Source organism: Vibrio marinisediminis, assembly GCF_014050145.1.
In the GTDB taxonomy this organism is placed as follows: domain Bacteria; phylum Pseudomonadota; class Gammaproteobacteria; order Enterobacterales; family Vibrionaceae; genus Vibrio; species Vibrio marinisediminis.
In genome coordinates, this window is sequence record NZ_JACFYF010000002.1 from 441,769 (window position 1) to 459,961 (window position 18,193).

Below are 18,193 nucleotides of genomic sequence, written 5' to 3' on the forward strand. Positions count from 1 at the left end.
AAAATCTAAATTTTGATTTGAACTCGGCTAAACCGCCTGTCTTTACAATGATTACTGGGTATCTTGTACAATCTTAATTAGACGTTGGCTGTACTTGTCTGCGTCAGCATACTCAGTCCATAAAGAATCTGCCGCGCCATTCCATTTAACGACATCATCAGCGCTTGGCTCTGGGCTCCATTTCATGCCTTTTGATTCCATATCAGCAATCGCTTGAGATTCCCATAGGCGTGACTTTGTCATCTGCTCACGAGCGTGAACCGCACTGGCTGCACGTACAATCGCTTGTAGATCTTCTGGTAGCTTGTTCCACGCACTCTTATTGACGACAATTGGCAATGCTTGAGCGCCGGCAATTGGTAAACGGTACATGTATTTCGCCACTTCCACGTGGTTACCATCACGGTGGTCAATGATGTTACTACCGATAGACCCATCGATAACGCCCGTTGCTAGGCTGGTATAGATTTCACTCCATGATAGCGAAGCTGGAGATGCGCCTAAGTTACGCAAGAACTTACCGTAAGCGCCAGGAGCACGAATCTTCAAACCTTCGAAGTCTTCAATTGAGTTAATCGGTTCTTTGGTTAGAACATAAACAGGTAGCTGAATGTATGGTTCTAGCCAAACAAGATTTTGCTTGTCGTACGCTTCTTCTAGTACTTCGCCCCAACCTTTTTCATGGAACAGTGCGCTTAGTTCACCCACATCATCAGTCATACCTGGTAGACCAACTTCAACCACACCCGCAGGGAACTCACCCGCGTGCATCGGTTGGAAAGGTGCGCCCATTGTCATCAATCCTGATTTAACCGAGCCAAGTACACCTGTTTGCCCAACACCTTCTCCGGCATACATTACTTGAACAGAGATACGACCATTCGACATTGCTACAATATTTTCAGCAAAGTTTTTATACACTTCACCATAGGCTGTACCGCGCGAATATAGGTTTACAAAGCGCCAGTTATGCTCCGCAGCGAAAGCCTGAGATGCGGTAAAAAAAGTGCTCGAAATCGCCAATGCGTATGCCGCAACCTTTTTCGTTAGGCTTTTTTTGCTTAGCTTACTTAGGGTGTTAAACATGAATTATCTCCTTGATGTATTCCTGTTTGCTCTGGCTATGCCAGTCACAGTATGAGGTGACTTGTCACTTCCTCGTTGTCACCGTGTTATAAATAATTACATTTCGTTTACATTCGATAAATTCGCATTTCTCCACCTAAAGTTTTACTGCGCTCAACCTTTCAACAACCACAGGTTATTTTGTTCAAATTCCTCAACTCCAGACGAAAAAAAGCAGCACACTTGGTGCTGCTAAAAGCATGAAACCCAAAAGGTCTGGAAGGACTAACAGTTTGGGGCAGACATGTCGAAACCATATAAAAGTGATAAAAAAACTATATAACCATCATATCGAAGCCATGCCCGAGCTATACTGGAACCATACGGTCACAAAAAGGGAAACTTGAAAGTTATAGGGAAACTTTTCATCTATATGCCGTGGCATAAATATTTAATTTCTAGATAATCTTCAATGCCGTACTTAGAGCCTTCACGACCACAACCAGACTCTTTCACCCCACCAAAAGGGGCAACTTCCGTTGAGATTATGCCTTCATTAATGCCGACAATACCGTACTCAAGTGCTTCGCTCATTCGCCAGACACGAGCATGATCTTGCGTATAAAAATAAGCGGCTAAGCCAAATGGGGTATCATTGGCGCGACGAACAACATCGTCTTCATCATTGAAGCGGAAGAGGGTAGAAACGGGACCAAACAGCTCTTGGTGCGCAATGTCCATCTCTTCTGTCACGTCGGTTAAAATGGTTGGTTGATAAAACTGCTGACCAACATCTGATATGTTTCCACCTAATGTTAGAGTTGCACCTTGCTCAACGGCTGTGCGTACCAACTGAGCCACCTTATCAATCGCTTTTTGATTAATAAGAGGACCAATCTCTGTACCGTCCACCAAACCATCACCAATGATCAAGTTACTGACAGCCTGCGTGTATTTCTCTAAAAACTGATCATAGATAGCGTCGTGAATGTAGAGCCTGTTGGTGCAAACACAGGTTTGACCCGCATTGCGATACTTAGAAATCAGGGCGCCTTGTACGGCTTTGTCGATATCTGCATCTTCAAAAACGATAAACGGCGCATTACCACCCAACTCCAATGACACTTTTTTCACGGTTTCAGACGCTTGACGCAAAATGAGCTTGCCCACAGGCGTTGAACCGGTAAATGAAACCTTACGCACCAAAGGATGGCGACACAACACATCGCCCACTTCGGCGGGACGTGAAGTCGTCACTACGTTGATCACCCCTTTAGGAATCCCTGCTTTTTCTGCCAATAACGCCATAGCTAATGCACAAAGAGGCGTATCTTCCCCAGGCTTAATCACTACAGTGCATCCCGCTGCAAGCGCTGGCGCAGCTTTGCGAGTGATCATCGCTATAGGGAAATTCCAAGGCGTGATCGCCGTTACTACACCCACAGGCTGCTTAATCGTCATATAGCGATTATTCGGATTTGCTGCAGGGATCACATCGCCATACATTCGTTTGGCTTCTTCGGCAAACCACTCAATAAATGAGGCGCCGTACATGACTTCACCGTAGGCTTCCTTGTAAGGTTTACCTTGCTCAGACGTCAGCAATTTCGCCAAACCGTCAGCATTTTCAACCATCAAATCAAACCATTTTTTCATCAAACCCGCGCGATATTTAGCGGTGGTTTTACGCCAATCCTGCAAGGCTGTATGTGCGGCAATAACGGCGGCTTCAGATTCTTCCTTACCCATATCAGGTACGGCAGTAATGATAGCGCCAGTCGATGGGTTCACTATCTCAACTTGTTTACCATCAATGGCTTCGACCCATTCTCCATTGATCAAGCCACGGGATAAGACCAAATCTCTCATCACTTAAATTCCTACTGTTATAAACATTAACAACGTCAAAGATTAAAAAATCCAAATAACGCATAATTGGCAATAGATACAACAAAATTATAACAACTCGCCGAGGGATTAAATATTCCCCAGTAAACATGAAGTTTTACGAGCCTAAAACAATGACAAAAATTTCTTCGCCTGTCGGTCAAATTGGTGACTACGAAATAAAACAACTGAAAATATTCAAGGTCGTCGCAGATTGCGGCGGCTTCTCTGCTGCTGAAACCGAACTCAATATCAGTCGTTCCACCATCAGTATTCATATTTCTAACCTTGAATCGCGATTAAATCTGATCCTATGCCGTCGGGGGCGCTCTGGATTTGCTTTAACTGAAGAAGGGACAGTAGTGTATGAGGCAACGGTTAAATTACTAGGAGAGCTGGACGATTTTCGAAATACCATCAACCACTTAGATATTCAATTATCCGGCAGCTTAACGATTCTCTTTAGCGACAATATCAGCTTAGACCCAAGATCGTGCATGCCTGAGGTGATCCGCAATTTTTCCAGCATCGCCAAAGAGGTTTACCTAACGGCGGAAGTCTCGCGGATGACGGAAATCGAAAGAATGGTGATGCAAGACGAAGCAGATATTGGTTTTATTCCCTTACATCGAGAACTCGATGGGTTGGAATATGAGTACATTTACACCGATATTTGCTACCTCTATGCAAGTACCGATAACCCATTAGCACAGCTTTCAGACACTGAATTAACCGATGAGGTTATTGATGGCTTTCCTGTTGCCTACGCTGGGCTAAAAACTCAAGAACGCATCAACGGTCATTTAGCCAACATGAACCTAAAAGCGACTGCGTATAACTATGAATCTCGCATCACTTTATTACTCTCTTCTCGGTTTATCGGCTACTTGCCTGAGCACTACGCCAAGCCTTATGTTGAGTCTGGTGAGTTAGTTGCCATTGCCCCCTCACGCCGTTACTACCATTTAGAGATCATGGCGATCACTAAAAAGACCAACGCGATAAATAAAGTACGTTCGCTGTTTATAAAAACCATGCGTGACTACTACCGAAAACAGAATGAATAGCTGAGCAAAAGCAATAAACACGATCAAAAAGACCTGAAACGCCCAACTAACAAGTGGGCAATTCAGGTCTTCTAAATTAATTAAATTGAGCGATGAAAACTAAGCGACGTTAGCCACGTCTTCTTTATTGATCTCAGCGATTACAGGTTGCTGCTTTTTTACGATTTTATCGCAAATATAACCACCGATTGGAATTGCCGAAGTCGCCGCAGGAGACGGTGCATTACACACATGCAAACTGCGCTCACTTTCCGCAAACAGAAAATCATGCACCAACGAGCCATCTTTCAATACTGCTTGAGCACGAATGCCTGCCGGATACGGCTGTAAATCTTCTACTTTGATTTGTGGGCAATACTTATTCACTAACTTCAAATACCCCGGCTTCCACCAAGAATTCTTGGTTTCAATTAAACCAGTCTTTAAGTGCTTCGCGGAGACTTTCCAAAAACCAGCAAAGCTCACCATGTCTAACACATCGCGCAGATTAAAGTTAATTTTGCCATACCCTTCACGCTTCCAGCCTTGAACTGCGTTTGGACCAACCGTAACTGAACCATCAATCATGCGGGTCAAATGCACGCCAAGAAACGGCAAATCAGGATCAGGGATTGGGTAAATCAGATGATTCACAATGTTATTGTATTTGGCTGGTAAACGATAATACTCACCACGATATGGAATGATTTGAAAATCAGTTTCAATCCCCATCATACGGGTCATTCGATCAGCCATTAAGCCTGAGCAGACTACCAAGAATTGACCATCAAACACCACCGGCTCACCACAACGCAAGGCAGATACAGTGACTTTCTCTGTCGATTCAGCCAAACCTGTTACTTCCGTATCAAGTGAGATCACCCCACCCGCATCAACAAACTCTTGCGCCATTTTCTCGGTCACTTGGCGATAGCTGACAATGCTAGTGGTTGATACGGCAATTGCCCCCAAGCCGACAATATTAGGCTCACGCGCTTTTAGCTCATCTTGATCGATCAACTCTACATCAAGACCATTTTCATGGCAGCGCTGATACAAAGCCTGCATTCGTTCGACTTCTTCTTTCGACGTTGCCACCAGCAATTTGCCACAGTTCTCGACTGGAATATTGTGCTTAGCACAAAACTCCGTGGTTGCCGCTACGCCAGCTTTACAAAATTCAGCCTTCAAGCTGCCAGGCGCATAATAAACCCCAGCGTGAATAACCCCACTGTTATGCCCCGTTTGGTGATGCGAAAACCCTGATTCTTTTTCGATCAACAATATCGATTTATCAGGAAAACGACTCTGTAACTGCCAAGCTGTTGAAACACCGACAATTCCGCCCCCGATCACTACGTAGTCATACATTTTTTCCACGATTAGGTGCTCCTTCACTCTCATTGTTCTAATTATAGTGTTTTATACCCAAGTGACCTCAAGATGCAGGATTCAGAGTCTGTCACTGGTTCCAGTTAAAGGAAAACAATGACGTGGAATAGCCATCTATTTCCTAGTTGTTTGACGTAAAAATGGATCCAGTGACAGACTCCCACAGGGCGAGTTTGTTAGGTTCTCAGACTACGTTATCAATTCTTAATTTAGAGCGACTATATTTTCAAATCGATGCCTTGCCTGCAAACCTAACAACTCTCGCTGAACTAAGTATCTTGAGGTTACTTGGGTATATTTATAGTAAAACGGCTTCATCAACTAAACCGATAAAGCCGTTTTACTATACGCCCCCCTTCACCATTAAAAGCGAGAGGGGCATCAAATTAACGTGTAAAGTGACCACGCTGGCGTAGAAGCTCACGTTTAAGATCTTGGTGCGCGACAAATTTATCACGACCATGCAGCCAACAATGGTTTTGCACTACCAACATGCTACCTGTATTCACTCGGACATTAAAACAGTTGCTGTCTGTCTCTAAAGACTCACTCATCTGGTGTAAGTAGAGACCTTGCTGCATGTTTTGTGGTTGAGCAAATTGGTCAATAAACAACATATGCGGTTTACCGTTTTTATCTTCCTCAAAGAAGACTGGGTGCTCAATTGTGTAACCCACATTTTTGCTCGGCGGCGCGCCCCAAACAATATTCTGCTTCGCCATTGGATGGTTGTAGAACTTATCCAGATCTTGCCAGTCATCAACGTGAAGAAGAAGCGAGTCACCCATTTGCATGTTCTTCTCATCCATCTTCATCATCAGTACGAAGTCAGTACGTTCATTCACATAAGTGCCATCATTATGCAGCTCCATACGACGGTGCGCTTGGCGTAGATAACTGTCACTATTGTCATCATTTTTTACCGTAAAGCGCGCGTAATATTTGCCAAACATAGCATCAAAGTTTGGAATACCAATCAAATGAGAAATCGCGGTAGAAAGAATGACAAAGAAATCACGCTGCTCGTCACTGTCTTCAAATAGGGCTTTTGCTTCCTCTGATGGCTCAAGTAAAAAAGCACCTCTTTCGCGGTCTTCCATTGTTTCCACTAAGAATTGACCCAACTGGTAATCACACGCTTTATCTAACGCATCAGCCACAGCAAAGCGAAGAAACGGTTTGTACTCTAAAGATTGAAGATTAAAGTTTTGAATTAGATCCGCAAACCGATCCAAGGTTTCTTTTGTCAGCGTAACCACTTGTAAACGTGGGCTCTCTGGGTGCAAAGAGATAGTAAATCCGCAACGTTCTTCTACGTGCTGGTTAAAGACCTTAGCAATATTCATTGTGTTACTTCCTTATTTGGCTGAGCAGCAAACTGCCATCTACATCATGTTTTTTAGATCAAGCGAATCGACCCGACGCTTTAATTAACAAAACTATAACGATTGCGAGTTTGTATTAACAATATATGGTATGTATAGTTTCCATATACAAAATAGATGGTAAGAATTCAGATGGATTTGAAGCGACTGCACTATTTCAATCAGTTGGCCAAAACTGGGAACTTCACTAAAACTGCTGATCAACTTGGTATTGCTCAATCTGCATTGAGTACCAGTATCAAAAAGTTAGAACAGCAGTTGGGCTTAAAACTGATCAACCGTACTGAACGGCAAATGAGCTTAACGGCTGAAGGTCAAGTGTTGCTGCGCCATACAAAAATTATTTTGGAAGATGTGGAACAAGCAGAAAAAGAACTACAAGAGCTGAAAGGGCTCACCAGTGGGGTGATCAACTTTGGCGCCCCTGCCATGCTCGCTTCTTATTTTTTACCTGATGCACTAGAGCAATTCAAAAAGTCCTACCCCGGTATTCAGATCAACATTCAAGAGGCGGGTACGGCGACTTTGGCGCAGATGTTGGTGAATGGAGAACTCGATCTGGCTTTGATTCGTGGCGACCGTGAACATGAGCAGATCCGCCAAACATTACTCGCCCGCGATCAAATCTCCGCCTGTGTGCCTGCTGCGCATCCGTTTGCATCTCGTGAAAGCATTACTTTAGATGAGTTTTGCCAACAACCATTAGTGCTGTTTAGAAATGGCTACTTCTTACGAGAAACAGTGAATGCATACTGCCAACAACACAAATTGAAACCCAATATTCACTTTGAAACCAACTTACCAGAGCTGCTGAAATCAATGGTCAGGCGTGAAATAGGCATTGGCACTTGCCTACCAATATTGGTTGCCGATGATCCACAACTTAAAGCGATTCCGTTTGATCCGCCGATTCCATTGCAATTGGGAATTGGTTGGAAGTCGAGCCACTACCTTTCTACCGCCGCAAAAGCGTTTGTTAGCTTTCTACAAGGCACTTACAACCAACGCGATAGCTAATTTTGTCAAGTACCGGACCTTAGTGAACACCGCAATCTCTATCCTGGAAACGATACAATCAAACCAACAAATAGAGTAATAGAGGGAGGGTAAGCTAACTCATTCAAATTGTTCATAGGCTTTAGTCACCTACTTTCAGCATCACTAACTGTCATAAGCGTCTAGAACAAACGTTTTCAACAGTAGGAGTAAAATAGAAACTAATTATGAATATGATTACAATCAATCGCATTATTACGCCCTCAGATTTATCAATTCAGTAAATGACAGAATCTATTCCTAAGATATAACCTATCAATAAATAACAACTATATTATGAAATTAGCAAGTTCATCCTCATAAGAACAAACAAAAAATCATTTAAACTCAATCAACAAATATAGTTAAAGCTAACAACCAAGAAACAAAAGCCACCGCTCTTGTTGCATATAAATAAGTTGAAAATATACCTTTTGCGCAAACCTTTTAGTATATGTTTGCGTTTATTATCTTTTATTAATAGAGTTCGCTCGAATGTTAATGGAGCATAAGCATGCCAAGCAATACATCATAATTTTAACAATGCAACCGAACTCATACTTAGTGACATGATAGAAAAAAAGATAATTATAGAAAAAGATATTGATAGCTTTAAGCGGTCAATGAGTCATCTAAACCAAACTGCAATTCAACTAACAGGGAAGACTTTTAACTATTATAGTGAGGTTATAGACCTACCTAATATGCAACTATCACGGATAACTATTGGTAAAGCTTCAATGTTCCACGGAGTAAGTACTAAAGGTAGAGTTTCATTTATAATTCAAAAAAATAGCACCCCCATAAAAGTAAATGGGCAAACAGTAACCGTAGGTGGGTTATATATAATGCCTCCTAATGAAGAAATAATCGCCTTATATCAGCATGATCTAGAAGGTTTTTTCTTTTCAATAGAAGAAGATTACTTCAAAAGTTATTGTGGTGAGCCTCTCTATCAAAAAATATTAGCCACATCAGAATCCACTCGAAAAGGTCTTCTACAAAACCAAAACATTGAAAATATTAAAATAGAAATTACTAAGATTATTGAACTCACCTTACTATCTCATAACAACCTATCACCCACCCTCATATTAGACATTCAACAAAGAATAGCTTTACTACTGAAAGATATATTTCAAACACCTCCTAAAACAATCAAAAACATCAATACTAGGAAAAAAATTGTTGATAGAGCACTAATGCTCATTGCGGGTAGTACTGATGTGCATATGTCAATCCCATTTATTGCAAGCCACTGCTATTGTAGTGTTAGAACTTTAGAGTACGCATTTATGAGTATTCTTTCCGTATCTCCAAAACAATATCTATCGATATCTAGGATGAACATGATCCATAAAGAATTGAGCGATAGTAACAACAATATACTCATATCAAATCTCATTGAAAAGTATGGCATCATCAATCAAGGCCGATTTAGCAAACAGTATAAACTTTTCTTTGGTGAGTATCCAAAAGAAACAAAGATGAGAAATAAACCTTAAATTTCATAAGGTTGCGAAAACTGTACATTGTAATACCCGAACTAGATTTAAGCGTTATTTCTTTGTGAAATACATCATAATTAATATAAGCCATCACCGAACACGCCCCCCTAAATGTTAGCTTTCCAAGTGGAAAGTCAAGAAAACTTCGTTAACTATTTCTATTAATAATAGGGTTTAAAATGAATAAATTTAGAAATTTAGGGATAAGTCTTCAGATCAACATAGTCGTTTTACTTTGCTTGCTTTTTTCATTCATCCTCGTTGGTACAATCGTATTTAAACAAGCAAATGAGACTCTTTTAAATACATCCTTACAAGAGCATCAAGAAAGGATCACTGTTCTTGCAAAAACACTCAGCCAAGAGTACAAGTCTTTAATTAAAAGCAATGAGAATCTTAGCCATGTGTTTAGAGATGAGTATTTACATGGATTGACATTAAGTGATGAGAAATCAACCATTAATGGTTTTAAAATAAACCAGTTAAAGATAGGTGATATAAGCATCATCAATAATAATTCTATAATTGATAAATTCAGCTTAGATTCCGGTGCAATTGCGACCATTTTCTCTCGCTCAGGCAATGACTTCATCAGAGTCTCAACCTCATTAACTGACAAAAATAATTATAGAGCTACTGGCACGACTTTAGAAAAATCCCACCCTGCTTATCAGCAAGCACTCAAAGGGTTAAGTTATTCTTCTAAGGTTTCTTTATTTGGCAAAGAGTATATATCCACATACCTGCCGATATTATCCAAAGAGAATAGTGTTATTGGAATAGTGTTTGTTGGAAAACCGATTTATACCGTAATGGATGGAGCATTCAACATTTTAAGGAAAACCAAATGGGGTGAAACTGGATATACTATTGTTTTTGATAACAGTGATGAAAAGTTAGGTAATATTGTTGTTCATGCTGACAAAAATTATGAAAACAAATCTATTCTTAACGTAAAAGATTCAGAAGGCAACAAACCATTTAGTGAAATTTTCAACACATCTAGCGGCACCATTTTTTATCCTTGGAGACGTAATGCTGACTCTGCCGAAAAATACTTAGTTCACAGCGATGTTGACGGTTGGGGATGGAAAATTGCAGGAGGGACTTTCATTGATGAAATCACAAAAAATAGCCTTCAGTTACTTAAAAGCATCACGGTAACGTTATTTGTAGTTGGTGCTATCACATTTTTTTTCCTCACGATTGTAATAAAAAGCATAACAAAGTCATTATTAACTCTATGCGATAATATGAACAAGATTGGCGCTGGTCAGGTAAGTATCAATATTGATCAAGGTCCAATAACCAGTAAGAACGAAATTATAGTACTGAGCAACAGCGCAAGTGATACAGCTCGACAAATCAACCAGTTAGTCACAGAGATCCGTACGGTTAGCGATTCGGTTGCAAAACAATCGGAGTCAATGTCTAAAGACTCTCAATCAAGCCTCCAACACATCAGTTCTCAGCAAATTGCCGTCGAACAAGTCGTCACTGCGATAGAAGAGATGGCACAATCAGCAAAAGATATTGCTCTACAGGTCGATACTATTGCAAATAACGCCCGTACAACGAATGTTAATACTCAATCAGGTATTAATATCGTTAACGACGTTGCTGAAAACTTAAATGAATTGAGTGTTTCTCTTGGTGACTCTGCTAGTGCGATAGAAAGTGTGGCTGTGCACGGAAAAAAAATCCAAGAGGTGACCGTAATCATTAACGATATAGCAGAACAAACAAACTTACTTGCCTTAAACGCTGCGATTGAAGCGGCTCGAGCAGGAGAGCAAGGGCGAGGTTTTGCGGTCGTTGCGGATGAGGTTCGTACTTTAGCGCACAAAACTCAGACTTCAGTAGTCAGTGTGGCTGAGCTTATTGAACAGCTACAGAAATCGACCCAAGGCGCCGTCGATATCGTTTCACAGAGTCAAAACAATTCAATACAAGCCGTTGCACAAGCAGAGTCAGCACGCAATGAACTTCATAGTATTGCACAGCAGGTAAGCGATATTAGCGAGCAAACTGAAATAATGTCAGCCACTTCCGAAGAGCAGGCTCTAGTCGCTCAAGAAATTTCACTCAATGTGAATGAGATAGATACTCTAACCCGAGAGACGCAGGAGATCAGTAAGAATACTGTTCAATCATCAGAAACCCTTAGAAGCAAAGCTCTTGAACTAATGCAGAAAGTACAATACTTCCATTGATTGAATTTTTTCGATAAAAAATAATCAGCTAAAGCCCCAATACCATTCATACCTATTGGGGCTTTTTATTGCAGCGCAACATAAGCAGTGAACCAAAGTGTTGAATAAGTGAGCACATCATACGCAGGTGAAATATATGCCACATTTGTCAGCGAAAAACAGGGCTGATTTAGTCGAGCAGCTCTCATCTTTCCCCTTTGCATATTGATAGACTTGGGCGAAATTTTAGTGACCTTGAACGCTCATGAGCCTGAACAAACAGCATTTTGATATCGTGACTGCACTTACTATGCAGAGCAGTAACATCAAGGTGCTCGCCTCGGTGTTTAATATGACATCGCGTAATCTTCGATACGCCATCGAAAACATCAATTACTACTTAGAAAAACTGGGGATGACACCGATAGCCCTTACCCAAGGAGAGCTGCATTACCCTCATGACCCTAGCCCGTTTTTCAGCGATACCTTGGCAAGCAATTTCATTTTTTCTAAACACGAACGCGAAGAATACTTAGCCACGATTGCGCTGTTTGCTCCCGATACGCCCTTATGTGAGATTCAGAACTATTTACGCGTTAGCAGACCTACGCTAAATAAAGACTTACGCAACACCAATGAGACATTCAACGAGCTCACCCTTGAATTGGAAGTCATAGATCAGCACTTATGCGTGACTGGAAAGGAAAAACAGATCCGCTACTTGCAGATGTGTTACGCCTCTAAATACCTGTACTGTAAGAACAACAACCTACACTACCTTGAAAAGCGTTATTTTTTTGAGCGTGATATCGTCGCCATTGTTCGTGCCTATATGGAGCACTACAAGCCACTTGCCGCATTCCCAGCCGTCAGCAAAATTGAACAAAATGCCAAATGCTCATTGAGCCACGAATTCAAAAACCTGTTCACTATTTATTTAATGATCACCTTGATCCGCATTGAACAAGGCGTACTGATCAATCGGAAAAATAACGGCACTTTTTTGCAATCAACCAAGGCATTTGGCTACATTCAAAATGCATTAAATTGGCATCAAGAAAGCTACCGATTTGAGTCCCTGCATTTGGCGGAATACTTCCTCGGTGGCATCAATACTGATGGTTTTTACGAAAAACGTCTTCAAGCAGAAAGCTTTATATACCAGCTACTCAGTACAATTAGTCAAAGCTGCGTAAGCCAATATTGCCTTGAAGGGCAACGCGCAGATCCTTCAGCAATCAGGGCATCATCTCAGCTTAATAACAACTCCTTGCTCAATGACACTGCACTGCTCAATGACATGGTTACCTATCTAACAACTGCGGTGTATCGGGCTAAAAACAACCTCAATACCCAGCTAGGAGAACAAAGCCCTTATTCACGTCAGCTATTTGAACAAGTTAAAGTCGTTGCCACCCAATATAGTCACCTTCTGGTTGAACCATTACGTGATGAAGAAATTGGCTATTTAACTCGGTTGATCAATCGAGCAATAGAAGCACGCAGCCACAACCCCATTTCGTTGGAGGCATTACTCTCAATCGCCAAAAATTGCAGCAGTGACCTTAATTGCGAAGAGTTTGTCACACAAATCTTAAGCAAAGTGGGCAAGCAGGTAATCGATGATCGAACCCTACCGGCTTTGGATGATTTACTCGTCACTCTTGGGCATGCCAACAATGTGCCGGACTGCGTTGAATTGATTCCAGTATTAAAATGGCTCGGGGGTGAAATGGAGCAAATGGGTTTAGTGAATGAGAAATACACCAATGGCGTACAAACCCTCCATTTTGCCCGTAATCATGCTTACTTTGCCCAACATGGGTTGCTGATCTGTCATGGGAAAAGCTCTGCCCACTCGCATCGTATCGGGATTGTCCACTTGCCACTAAAAAGTCCGGTGAAAGACATCTTCCACCGAACCATCAGGCAGGTCATGATGATCAGCCACATTGATAATGTTCAGCATCTACGCGCGGTGCATCAACTTCATCAGCGGTTAACCGAGCAAGACCCGTTTTCGGTAACCACTGAAACCGATAATCCGCTTAGTAATAGGAGTACAAGCGCGCTGTCTGCGTTTCATCCAGTTGAGTAATGGTCTGCTGTAATAATGCCAGACAGTTTAGAACATCATTCTGACTAACTTGCGTATAGGCTGAGTGGCAGTTTCGTACCGGTAATATGATGGCTAACCCTGCAATACCATGACCGACCATGGTCGCAGGACCATTATCGGTACCACCACCCGCTAAGAAATCTCGCTGCACTTGAATGCCCTGCTCTTTGGCAACATCGCTAACAAAATTCAACAAAGGGTAATGCCCGAGTGCAATTTTATCTGCCACCACCAAACAAGGACCATTGCCATACACTCGCTGAGTCCCTGATTGAGCATCAGCGTGTTTGGCTGTGGCAACATCGAGCACAATAACCACATCCGGCTTTAACTGCTCGATCGCGGTTTTTCCGCCCTTAGTGCCAACTTCTTCTTGCACTGTCGCCACGAAGTGAAGATCACACTGCAGTGATGAATGTGCGAGTGTACGCATCAACTCTGCGCCCAGCCAGCAACCGATTCTGTCATCTATCGCTTTAGCGACTAAATTTCCACTATCGTTAAGAGCAAAATGACGAGTGGCAAACACCGCGCTGTCACCTATTTCAATCCCCATGGCTAAGACATCCTCACGGGTGTCTGCGCCTACATCAAGCCACAAGTCATCCATTGTCAGCTCGGGTATTGGTTTATTACTCCAAATCAAGCCGGTGTATTTTTTGCCACTACGAGTTTTGACTTCTACCTCACTGTTCACCGCTACCATAGGGTCAATTCCACCCAGCTTGAACACTTTTAGCAAACCGTCTGAGCGAATTTCGCGGATCAAAAAACCCACTTCATCCATGTGTGCCACTACCGCGACTTTCGGACCTGTTGCATGGCGGTTAAGGCGCGCAATAACGCTGCCCAATCCATCAAAGGTGATCTCATCAGCGATAGGGGCTAAAACATCACAAAGGACTTTTCGCACTTCACTTTCTCGTCCCGAAGGACCATGAGCATTGTTTAATCGAGCCAACAAACTGAAGTCTGTCATTGTTATTACTCCCGGCTTCTTGACGCCGTTTATGCCAAATCGGTGATATTTCGTAAGCTTCTTGGTAGCTTAGTTAGGCTTTCGCAGCCCGTTTCGGTAATGACTAAGGTATCTTCAACCCTAGCCCCTCCCACACCACTCAAATAGACTCCAGGTTCAATGGTTACGACCATTCCAACCTCAAGTATTGCGGTGCTATCTGCGGTTAACATGGGGTACTCATGCCCTTGCAAACCCACCCCATGTCCAAGACCGTGGCAGAAGGCTTCCCCATACCCTTGTCGAGTAAGGTATTGACGAACCGCATGGTCTATACAACTAACGGCAACGCCTGGGCGAAGCATCTCAACTCCCATTTGTTGTGCAGTTAGCACGGCGTTGAACAAACGTTGTAGCTGGCTAGAGATATCACCCGTGCTGAATGTGCGCGTGACATCTGAGTGATAGCCTTGATAGACCACACCAAAATCGATAGTCAGTAACTCGTCTTTAGCTATGACTCGCTCTGAAGGTCGCCCGTGAGGCAAAGCACCACGCTCACCAGAGACCACAATCAAAAAGTCGATGCTATCTGCACCCAACATTCGAGCATGAAACTCAATATGCGCCGCCAATTGCTGCTCACTCATACCGAAGCGAAAATCGGCTAGACCACGTTCTATCGCGGCTTCAGTAATTGCACACGCTTTGCGTATCAAAGCAATTTCTTGTGGTGATTTGCAGCGCCGCATGGGTTGCACCACATCAATTGCAGGTACTAATTGCTGAGATAGATTTTGCTTTAGCGCCTCAACTTCTTGGTAACTTAATGCGTGCGCTTCAAAACCCAAGCGTTGAACTCCGTGTACATTCAGCCTTTGTTGCAAGGTCTTTAGCCATCCCGCAGCATCGGTGCACTCCCTGTGACAGTTTGGGCTTTGCTCACCCACTTGGTTCCAGTATTTACCTGCAACCAATAACTCTGCCCCGGTAGGTGTGAGCAACAAGTGCCCACCGCTGCCAGTAAACCCACTCAAATAACGCTTATGATGGCTATCGCTAACCAGCAAAGCATCAAACTGCTCTTGATAAGGCTCTAGGCTAAATGTACGCATGTCGTTTCTCCGTTAAAGAAGACCGTTGAGAGAAGCCTTAGCTGAAATCGTTTTCCATTTTCCACTAAGGCTTTTCTCTGTATAAAAGCGAGGCTAGAAATCGAGTCCGAGTTCATCCAGCAGCTCATCATCTTTCTTGCTGAATACGGATTTCTTCTCTTTTTCCGCTTGAACTTCTGCTTCACGGATCATTTCTTGTTTATCCATAATTCTAAAGAACGGATAGTAAACACAGAACGACGCCATTATCTGCACAACCTGAACAAACGGAGTACGCCAGTCAAAGCTTGTTAAGTAACCTTCAAAGAACAGCGGTAAATACGGTGGATCAAAGAACGGTTTCGCTAGGAAGCCATATTTCATTAGTACGAGTGGGAAGATACCAATCAACGAACCACCTAGTACGAATGGGATAAACAAAATCGGGTTCAAGATAATCGGTGCACCAAACAACACCGGTTCATTGATACCAAACAAACTCGGCACCAAGGAGACCTGACCAACTTTTCGGTAACGCTGGGTTTTGGCGATCATCATGGCAATGACCAGACCTAACGTAACCCCAGATCCGGTAAAGTTAACAAAGGCAGAGAAAGTACCACCCGTCACAAAGTGAGGCAGCTCTTCAGCCAGCGTTTTCGCTGCAATGTTTTCAGATAGATATTGCACAAAAATAGGGGAAAGGATCGGGCTAAGTACCGCAGAGTGAATACCAAAGAACCAGAACAGCAAACGCAGCATGATAACGAACCATACTACCCACAAGTTATCTAAACTACCGACAACAGGGGCTAGCACTTGCATAAGAATTTCTGGCAATAACAAACCACCCGTTAAATCAGCAATGAAGTAACGAGCTGAAATAAATAGTACGGCAATAAATGCTGTTGGGGTGATTAACTCAAACGAGCTTGAAACAAAATCAGGCACGCCTTCAGGCATTCTGATCACCAGTTTCTTCTCGGTAAAGAATCGATAGACTTCAACACTGACTATGGCAACAAATATTGCGGTAAATAGACCTTTGGAGTCGAAGAAACGAATATCAAGAGACCCATCCGCATTTACTGACGTTGTTAGAATCAGGTAAGCAAAAAGGGATAAGGCTATCGCACCGACCGTATAGATTTTATACCCTTCACTTAAGAAGTAAGCGATGGCAATTACGGTATAGATTGCAATAAAACCAAGTGAAAATTTAATTAACAGGTCAATTAGATATGTATTATTTATAAACCATTCTTGTACCGCAGCTGAATCCGAAAATACGTTTTTCAGCGCTTTTAATGGATATGCCATCGAACCTAGTAATAGTATAGGTGTCAGTACGACCATGCCTTTTTTAACGGCACTAAGATGGACTTGCTTATCTATTTTTTCTGCTATTGGCAGTAATATACTACTCAGCAGCTTTTCAAAAGAAGCAAATAGGTTCATATAAATAACCTTCATTCATTATAATAGGTAGCACCTGCAATCAAGTACAGGTGGTAGGGGCAGAGATAAAATCAAACTCTGTTAGATTTAGTCTGTTAGGCTCATTTGGTGCTTTTTGTGCGCAAGAAGAGCTTGTTTCAGCACAGTTGCACCGTCCATTGCACCGTAGATCTCTGCAGACAACAGAACTGAAGGCTTATTATTTTCCAGTGCCGACGCTTCAATAGCCTTATATTTGTGGCTCAGTTGAGGTCCAACTAAAATCACTTCGAAGCTGTTTATTTTCTCTGCTAATCGGTCAACCGAAATAGCTTCAAGAGTAAAATCCTCTAAATTCAGCTTCTGGCTACCATTGATGGTTTTTTTCATTTCTTCCATCATCATTGTGGTTGAAAAACCACCAGCACAAACCAATAAAATCTTCATCGTAATTTCCTTTTTATTCGTATTTAAAATTCGCATTAACAACAGCGTAATTAACGAGCATCTGCTTACTTTCGTCAACGAAACTTGATTTCACTAATTCTGTGAAATCAAGTTTCATCGCTTTTTATTTCGCTTCTGTTAGGGTGAATGCATCAAATTAAATTCAGGAAATATCCATGAGCAACACCCAAGAAATGAATGAAGATTTTGAAAAAATCATAATATCGATCGTGAGTTATTCTGGCGAAGCGAAGGGCTATGCTTATGAGGCGTTAACATTGTCTGAAGAAGGCAAGTTTGATGAAGCTGAAGCGATGATGGAACAGTGCAATGTAAGCGTACGCAAAGCTCACAGCGTTCAAACTGATCTTATCCGTCAAGAAATCAGTGGTGAGAAAATTGTAGTCAGTATGATTATGGTTCACGCACAAGATCACTTAATGACAACGCTATCAGAACGCGAACTTATTCGTAAAATGATTGAGCAAAATCATCGTTTATACCGTTTAGAACAAGCATTGCTGAACAAATAGCCCTCTCCCCCCGAGGTTAGTTGCTCCTGCAGTAATGCTGTCGCGGTGATGAAAATCACCGCGACTTTCTATTTTCCAGCCCCTACCGAAAGCTC

The 18,193-nt window shown here is 42.2% G+C and carries 14 protein-coding genes; 6 read left to right on the forward strand and 8 right to left on the reverse strand.

The features are described 5' to 3' along the window. Window positions 1-51: 51 nt before the first annotated feature. The gene (locus tag H2O73_RS06180; protein ID WP_182107674.1) at window positions 52-1,086 is read right to left on the reverse strand and encodes a TRAP transporter substrate-binding protein; all 1,035 of its coding nucleotides are present in this window, start codon (window positions 1,084-1,086) and stop codon (window positions 52-54) included. A 408-nt stretch (window positions 1,087-1,494) separates the two neighbouring features. Continuing rightward, complete coding sequence (locus H2O73_RS06185) at window positions 1,495-2,934, reverse strand: NAD-dependent succinate-semialdehyde dehydrogenase (RefSeq protein ID WP_182107676.1); 1,440 nt, start codon at window positions 2,932-2,934, stop codon at window positions 1,495-1,497. Window positions 2,935-3,086: 152 nt separating this feature from the next. Here H2O73_RS06185 and H2O73_RS06190 point away from each other — a divergent pair, with 152 nt between their 5' ends. Further along, entirely contained in the window at window positions 3,087-4,019 is a 933-nt protein-coding gene (locus H2O73_RS06190; protein ID WP_182107678.1) for a LysR family transcriptional regulator, read from the forward strand. Window positions 4,020-4,118: 99 nt separating this feature from the next. Here the strand turns inward: H2O73_RS06190 and lhgD are convergent, their stop codons facing one another. Both lhgD and glaH read right to left on the reverse strand, forming a co-directional pair. Beyond that, window positions 4,119-5,378 (reverse strand): L-2-hydroxyglutarate dehydrogenase, encoded by a 1,260-nt coding sequence (gene lhgD / locus H2O73_RS06195; RefSeq protein ID WP_182107680.1) that lies wholly within the window; start codon window positions 5,376-5,378, stop codon window positions 4,119-4,121. 398 nt (window positions 5,379-5,776) lie between these two features. Further along, the gene (glaH, locus tag H2O73_RS06200) at window positions 5,777-6,736 is read right to left on the reverse strand and encodes a glutarate dioxygenase GlaH (protein WP_182107682.1); all 960 of its coding nucleotides are present in this window, start codon (window positions 6,734-6,736) and stop codon (window positions 5,777-5,779) included. 171 nt (window positions 6,737-6,907) lie between these two features. On the opposite strand from glaH, the gene H2O73_RS06205 reads away from it, so the two are divergent. The 4 genes from H2O73_RS06205 (at window position 6,908) to H2O73_RS06220 (ending at window position 13,608) form a co-directional block, all read left to right on the forward strand. Beyond that, window positions 6,908-7,792 (forward strand): LysR family transcriptional regulator, encoded by an 885-nt coding sequence (locus H2O73_RS06205; RefSeq protein WP_182107684.1) that lies wholly within the window; start codon window positions 6,908-6,910, stop codon window positions 7,790-7,792. 587 nt (window positions 7,793-8,379) lie between these two features. Continuing rightward, complete coding sequence (locus H2O73_RS06210; protein WP_182107685.1) at window positions 8,380-9,315, forward strand: helix-turn-helix domain-containing protein; 936 nt, start codon at window positions 8,380-8,382, stop codon at window positions 9,313-9,315. A gap of 182 nt (window positions 9,316-9,497) precedes the next feature. After that, on the forward strand, window positions 9,498-11,531 hold the full coding sequence (locus tag H2O73_RS06215) for a methyl-accepting chemotaxis protein (protein WP_182107687.1): 2,034 nt from the start codon (window positions 9,498-9,500) through the stop codon (window positions 11,529-11,531). A 244-nt stretch (window positions 11,532-11,775) separates the two neighbouring features. Further along, entirely contained in the window at window positions 11,776-13,608 is a 1,833-nt protein-coding gene (locus tag H2O73_RS06220) for a helix-turn-helix domain-containing protein (protein WP_182107688.1), read from the forward strand. Here the strand turns inward: H2O73_RS06220 and H2O73_RS06225 are convergent. From H2O73_RS06225 to H2O73_RS06240, 4 genes are all read right to left on the reverse strand, one after another. Then, a complete protein-coding gene (locus H2O73_RS06225) occupies window positions 13,559-14,608 on the reverse strand; it encodes a M42 family metallopeptidase (protein ID WP_182107689.1) in 1,050 nt (349 codons plus the stop codon). The two genes, H2O73_RS06220 and H2O73_RS06225, sit on opposite strands and share 50 nt — an antisense overlap. Before the next feature lie 29 nt (window positions 14,609-14,637). Then, the gene (locus H2O73_RS06230) at window positions 14,638-15,702 is read right to left on the reverse strand and encodes a M24 family metallopeptidase (protein WP_182107690.1); all 1,065 of its coding nucleotides are present in this window, start codon (window positions 15,700-15,702) and stop codon (window positions 14,638-14,640) included. Window positions 15,703-15,795: 93 nt separating this feature from the next. After that, complete coding sequence (locus H2O73_RS06235; RefSeq protein ID WP_182107691.1) at window positions 15,796-17,139, reverse strand: PTS sugar transporter subunit IIC; 1,344 nt, start codon at window positions 17,137-17,139, stop codon at window positions 15,796-15,798. Window positions 17,140-17,226: 87 nt separating this feature from the next. Continuing rightward, window positions 17,227-17,565 carry a PTS sugar transporter subunit IIB gene (locus H2O73_RS06240; protein WP_182107692.1) on the reverse strand — a complete coding sequence of 113 codons (339 nt, stop codon included), beginning with the start codon at window positions 17,563-17,565 and terminating at the stop codon, window positions 17,227-17,229. Between the two features lie 176 nt (window positions 17,566-17,741). Here H2O73_RS06240 and H2O73_RS06245 point away from each other — a divergent pair, with 176 nt between their 5' ends. After that, a complete protein-coding gene (locus tag H2O73_RS06245; protein ID WP_182107693.1) occupies window positions 17,742-18,098 on the forward strand; it encodes a PTS lactose/cellobiose transporter subunit IIA in 357 nt (118 codons plus the stop codon). The last annotated feature ends 95 nt before the right edge of the window (window positions 18,099-18,193 follow it).

Bases quoted from the DNA above. Each gene is read 5' to 3' on its own strand.
- H2O73_RS06180 (WP_182107674.1), bottom strand. From the start codon at position 1,086: ATGTTTAACACCCTAAGTAAGCTAAGCAAAAAAAGCCTAACGAAAAAG.
- H2O73_RS06185 (WP_182107676.1), bottom strand. From the start codon at position 2,934: ATGAGAGATTTGGTCTTATCCCGTGGCTTGATCAATGGAGAATGGGTC.
- H2O73_RS06190 (WP_182107678.1), top strand. From the start codon at position 3,087: ATGACAAAAATTTCTTCGCCTGTCGGTCAAATTGGTGACTACGAAATA.
- glaH (WP_182107682.1), bottom strand. From the start codon at position 6,736: ATGAATATTGCTAAGGTCTTTAACCAGCACGTAGAAGAACGTTGCGGA.
- H2O73_RS06205 (WP_182107684.1), top strand. From the start codon at position 6,908: ATGGATTTGAAGCGACTGCACTATTTCAATCAGTTGGCCAAAACTGGG.
- H2O73_RS06210 (WP_182107685.1), top strand. From the start codon at position 8,380: ATGATAGAAAAAAAGATAATTATAGAAAAAGATATTGATAGCTTTAAG.
- H2O73_RS06215 (WP_182107687.1), top strand. From the start codon at position 9,498: ATGAATAAATTTAGAAATTTAGGGATAAGTCTTCAGATCAACATAGTC.
- H2O73_RS06220 (WP_182107688.1), top strand. From the start codon at position 11,776: ATGAGCCTGAACAAACAGCATTTTGATATCGTGACTGCACTTACTATG.
- H2O73_RS06225 (WP_182107689.1), bottom strand. From the start codon at position 14,608: ATGACAGACTTCAGTTTGTTGGCTCGATTAAACAATGCTCATGGTCCT.
- H2O73_RS06230 (WP_182107690.1), bottom strand. From the start codon at position 15,702: ATGCGTACATTTAGCCTAGAGCCTTATCAAGAGCAGTTTGATGCTTTG.
- H2O73_RS06235 (WP_182107691.1), bottom strand. From the start codon at position 17,139: ATGAACCTATTTGCTTCTTTTGAAAAGCTGCTGAGTAGTATATTACTG.
- H2O73_RS06240 (WP_182107692.1), bottom strand. From the start codon at position 17,565: ATGAAGATTTTATTGGTTTGTGCTGGTGGTTTTTCAACCACAATGATG.
- H2O73_RS06245 (WP_182107693.1), top strand. From the start codon at position 17,742: ATGAGCAACACCCAAGAAATGAATGAAGATTTTGAAAAAATCATAATA.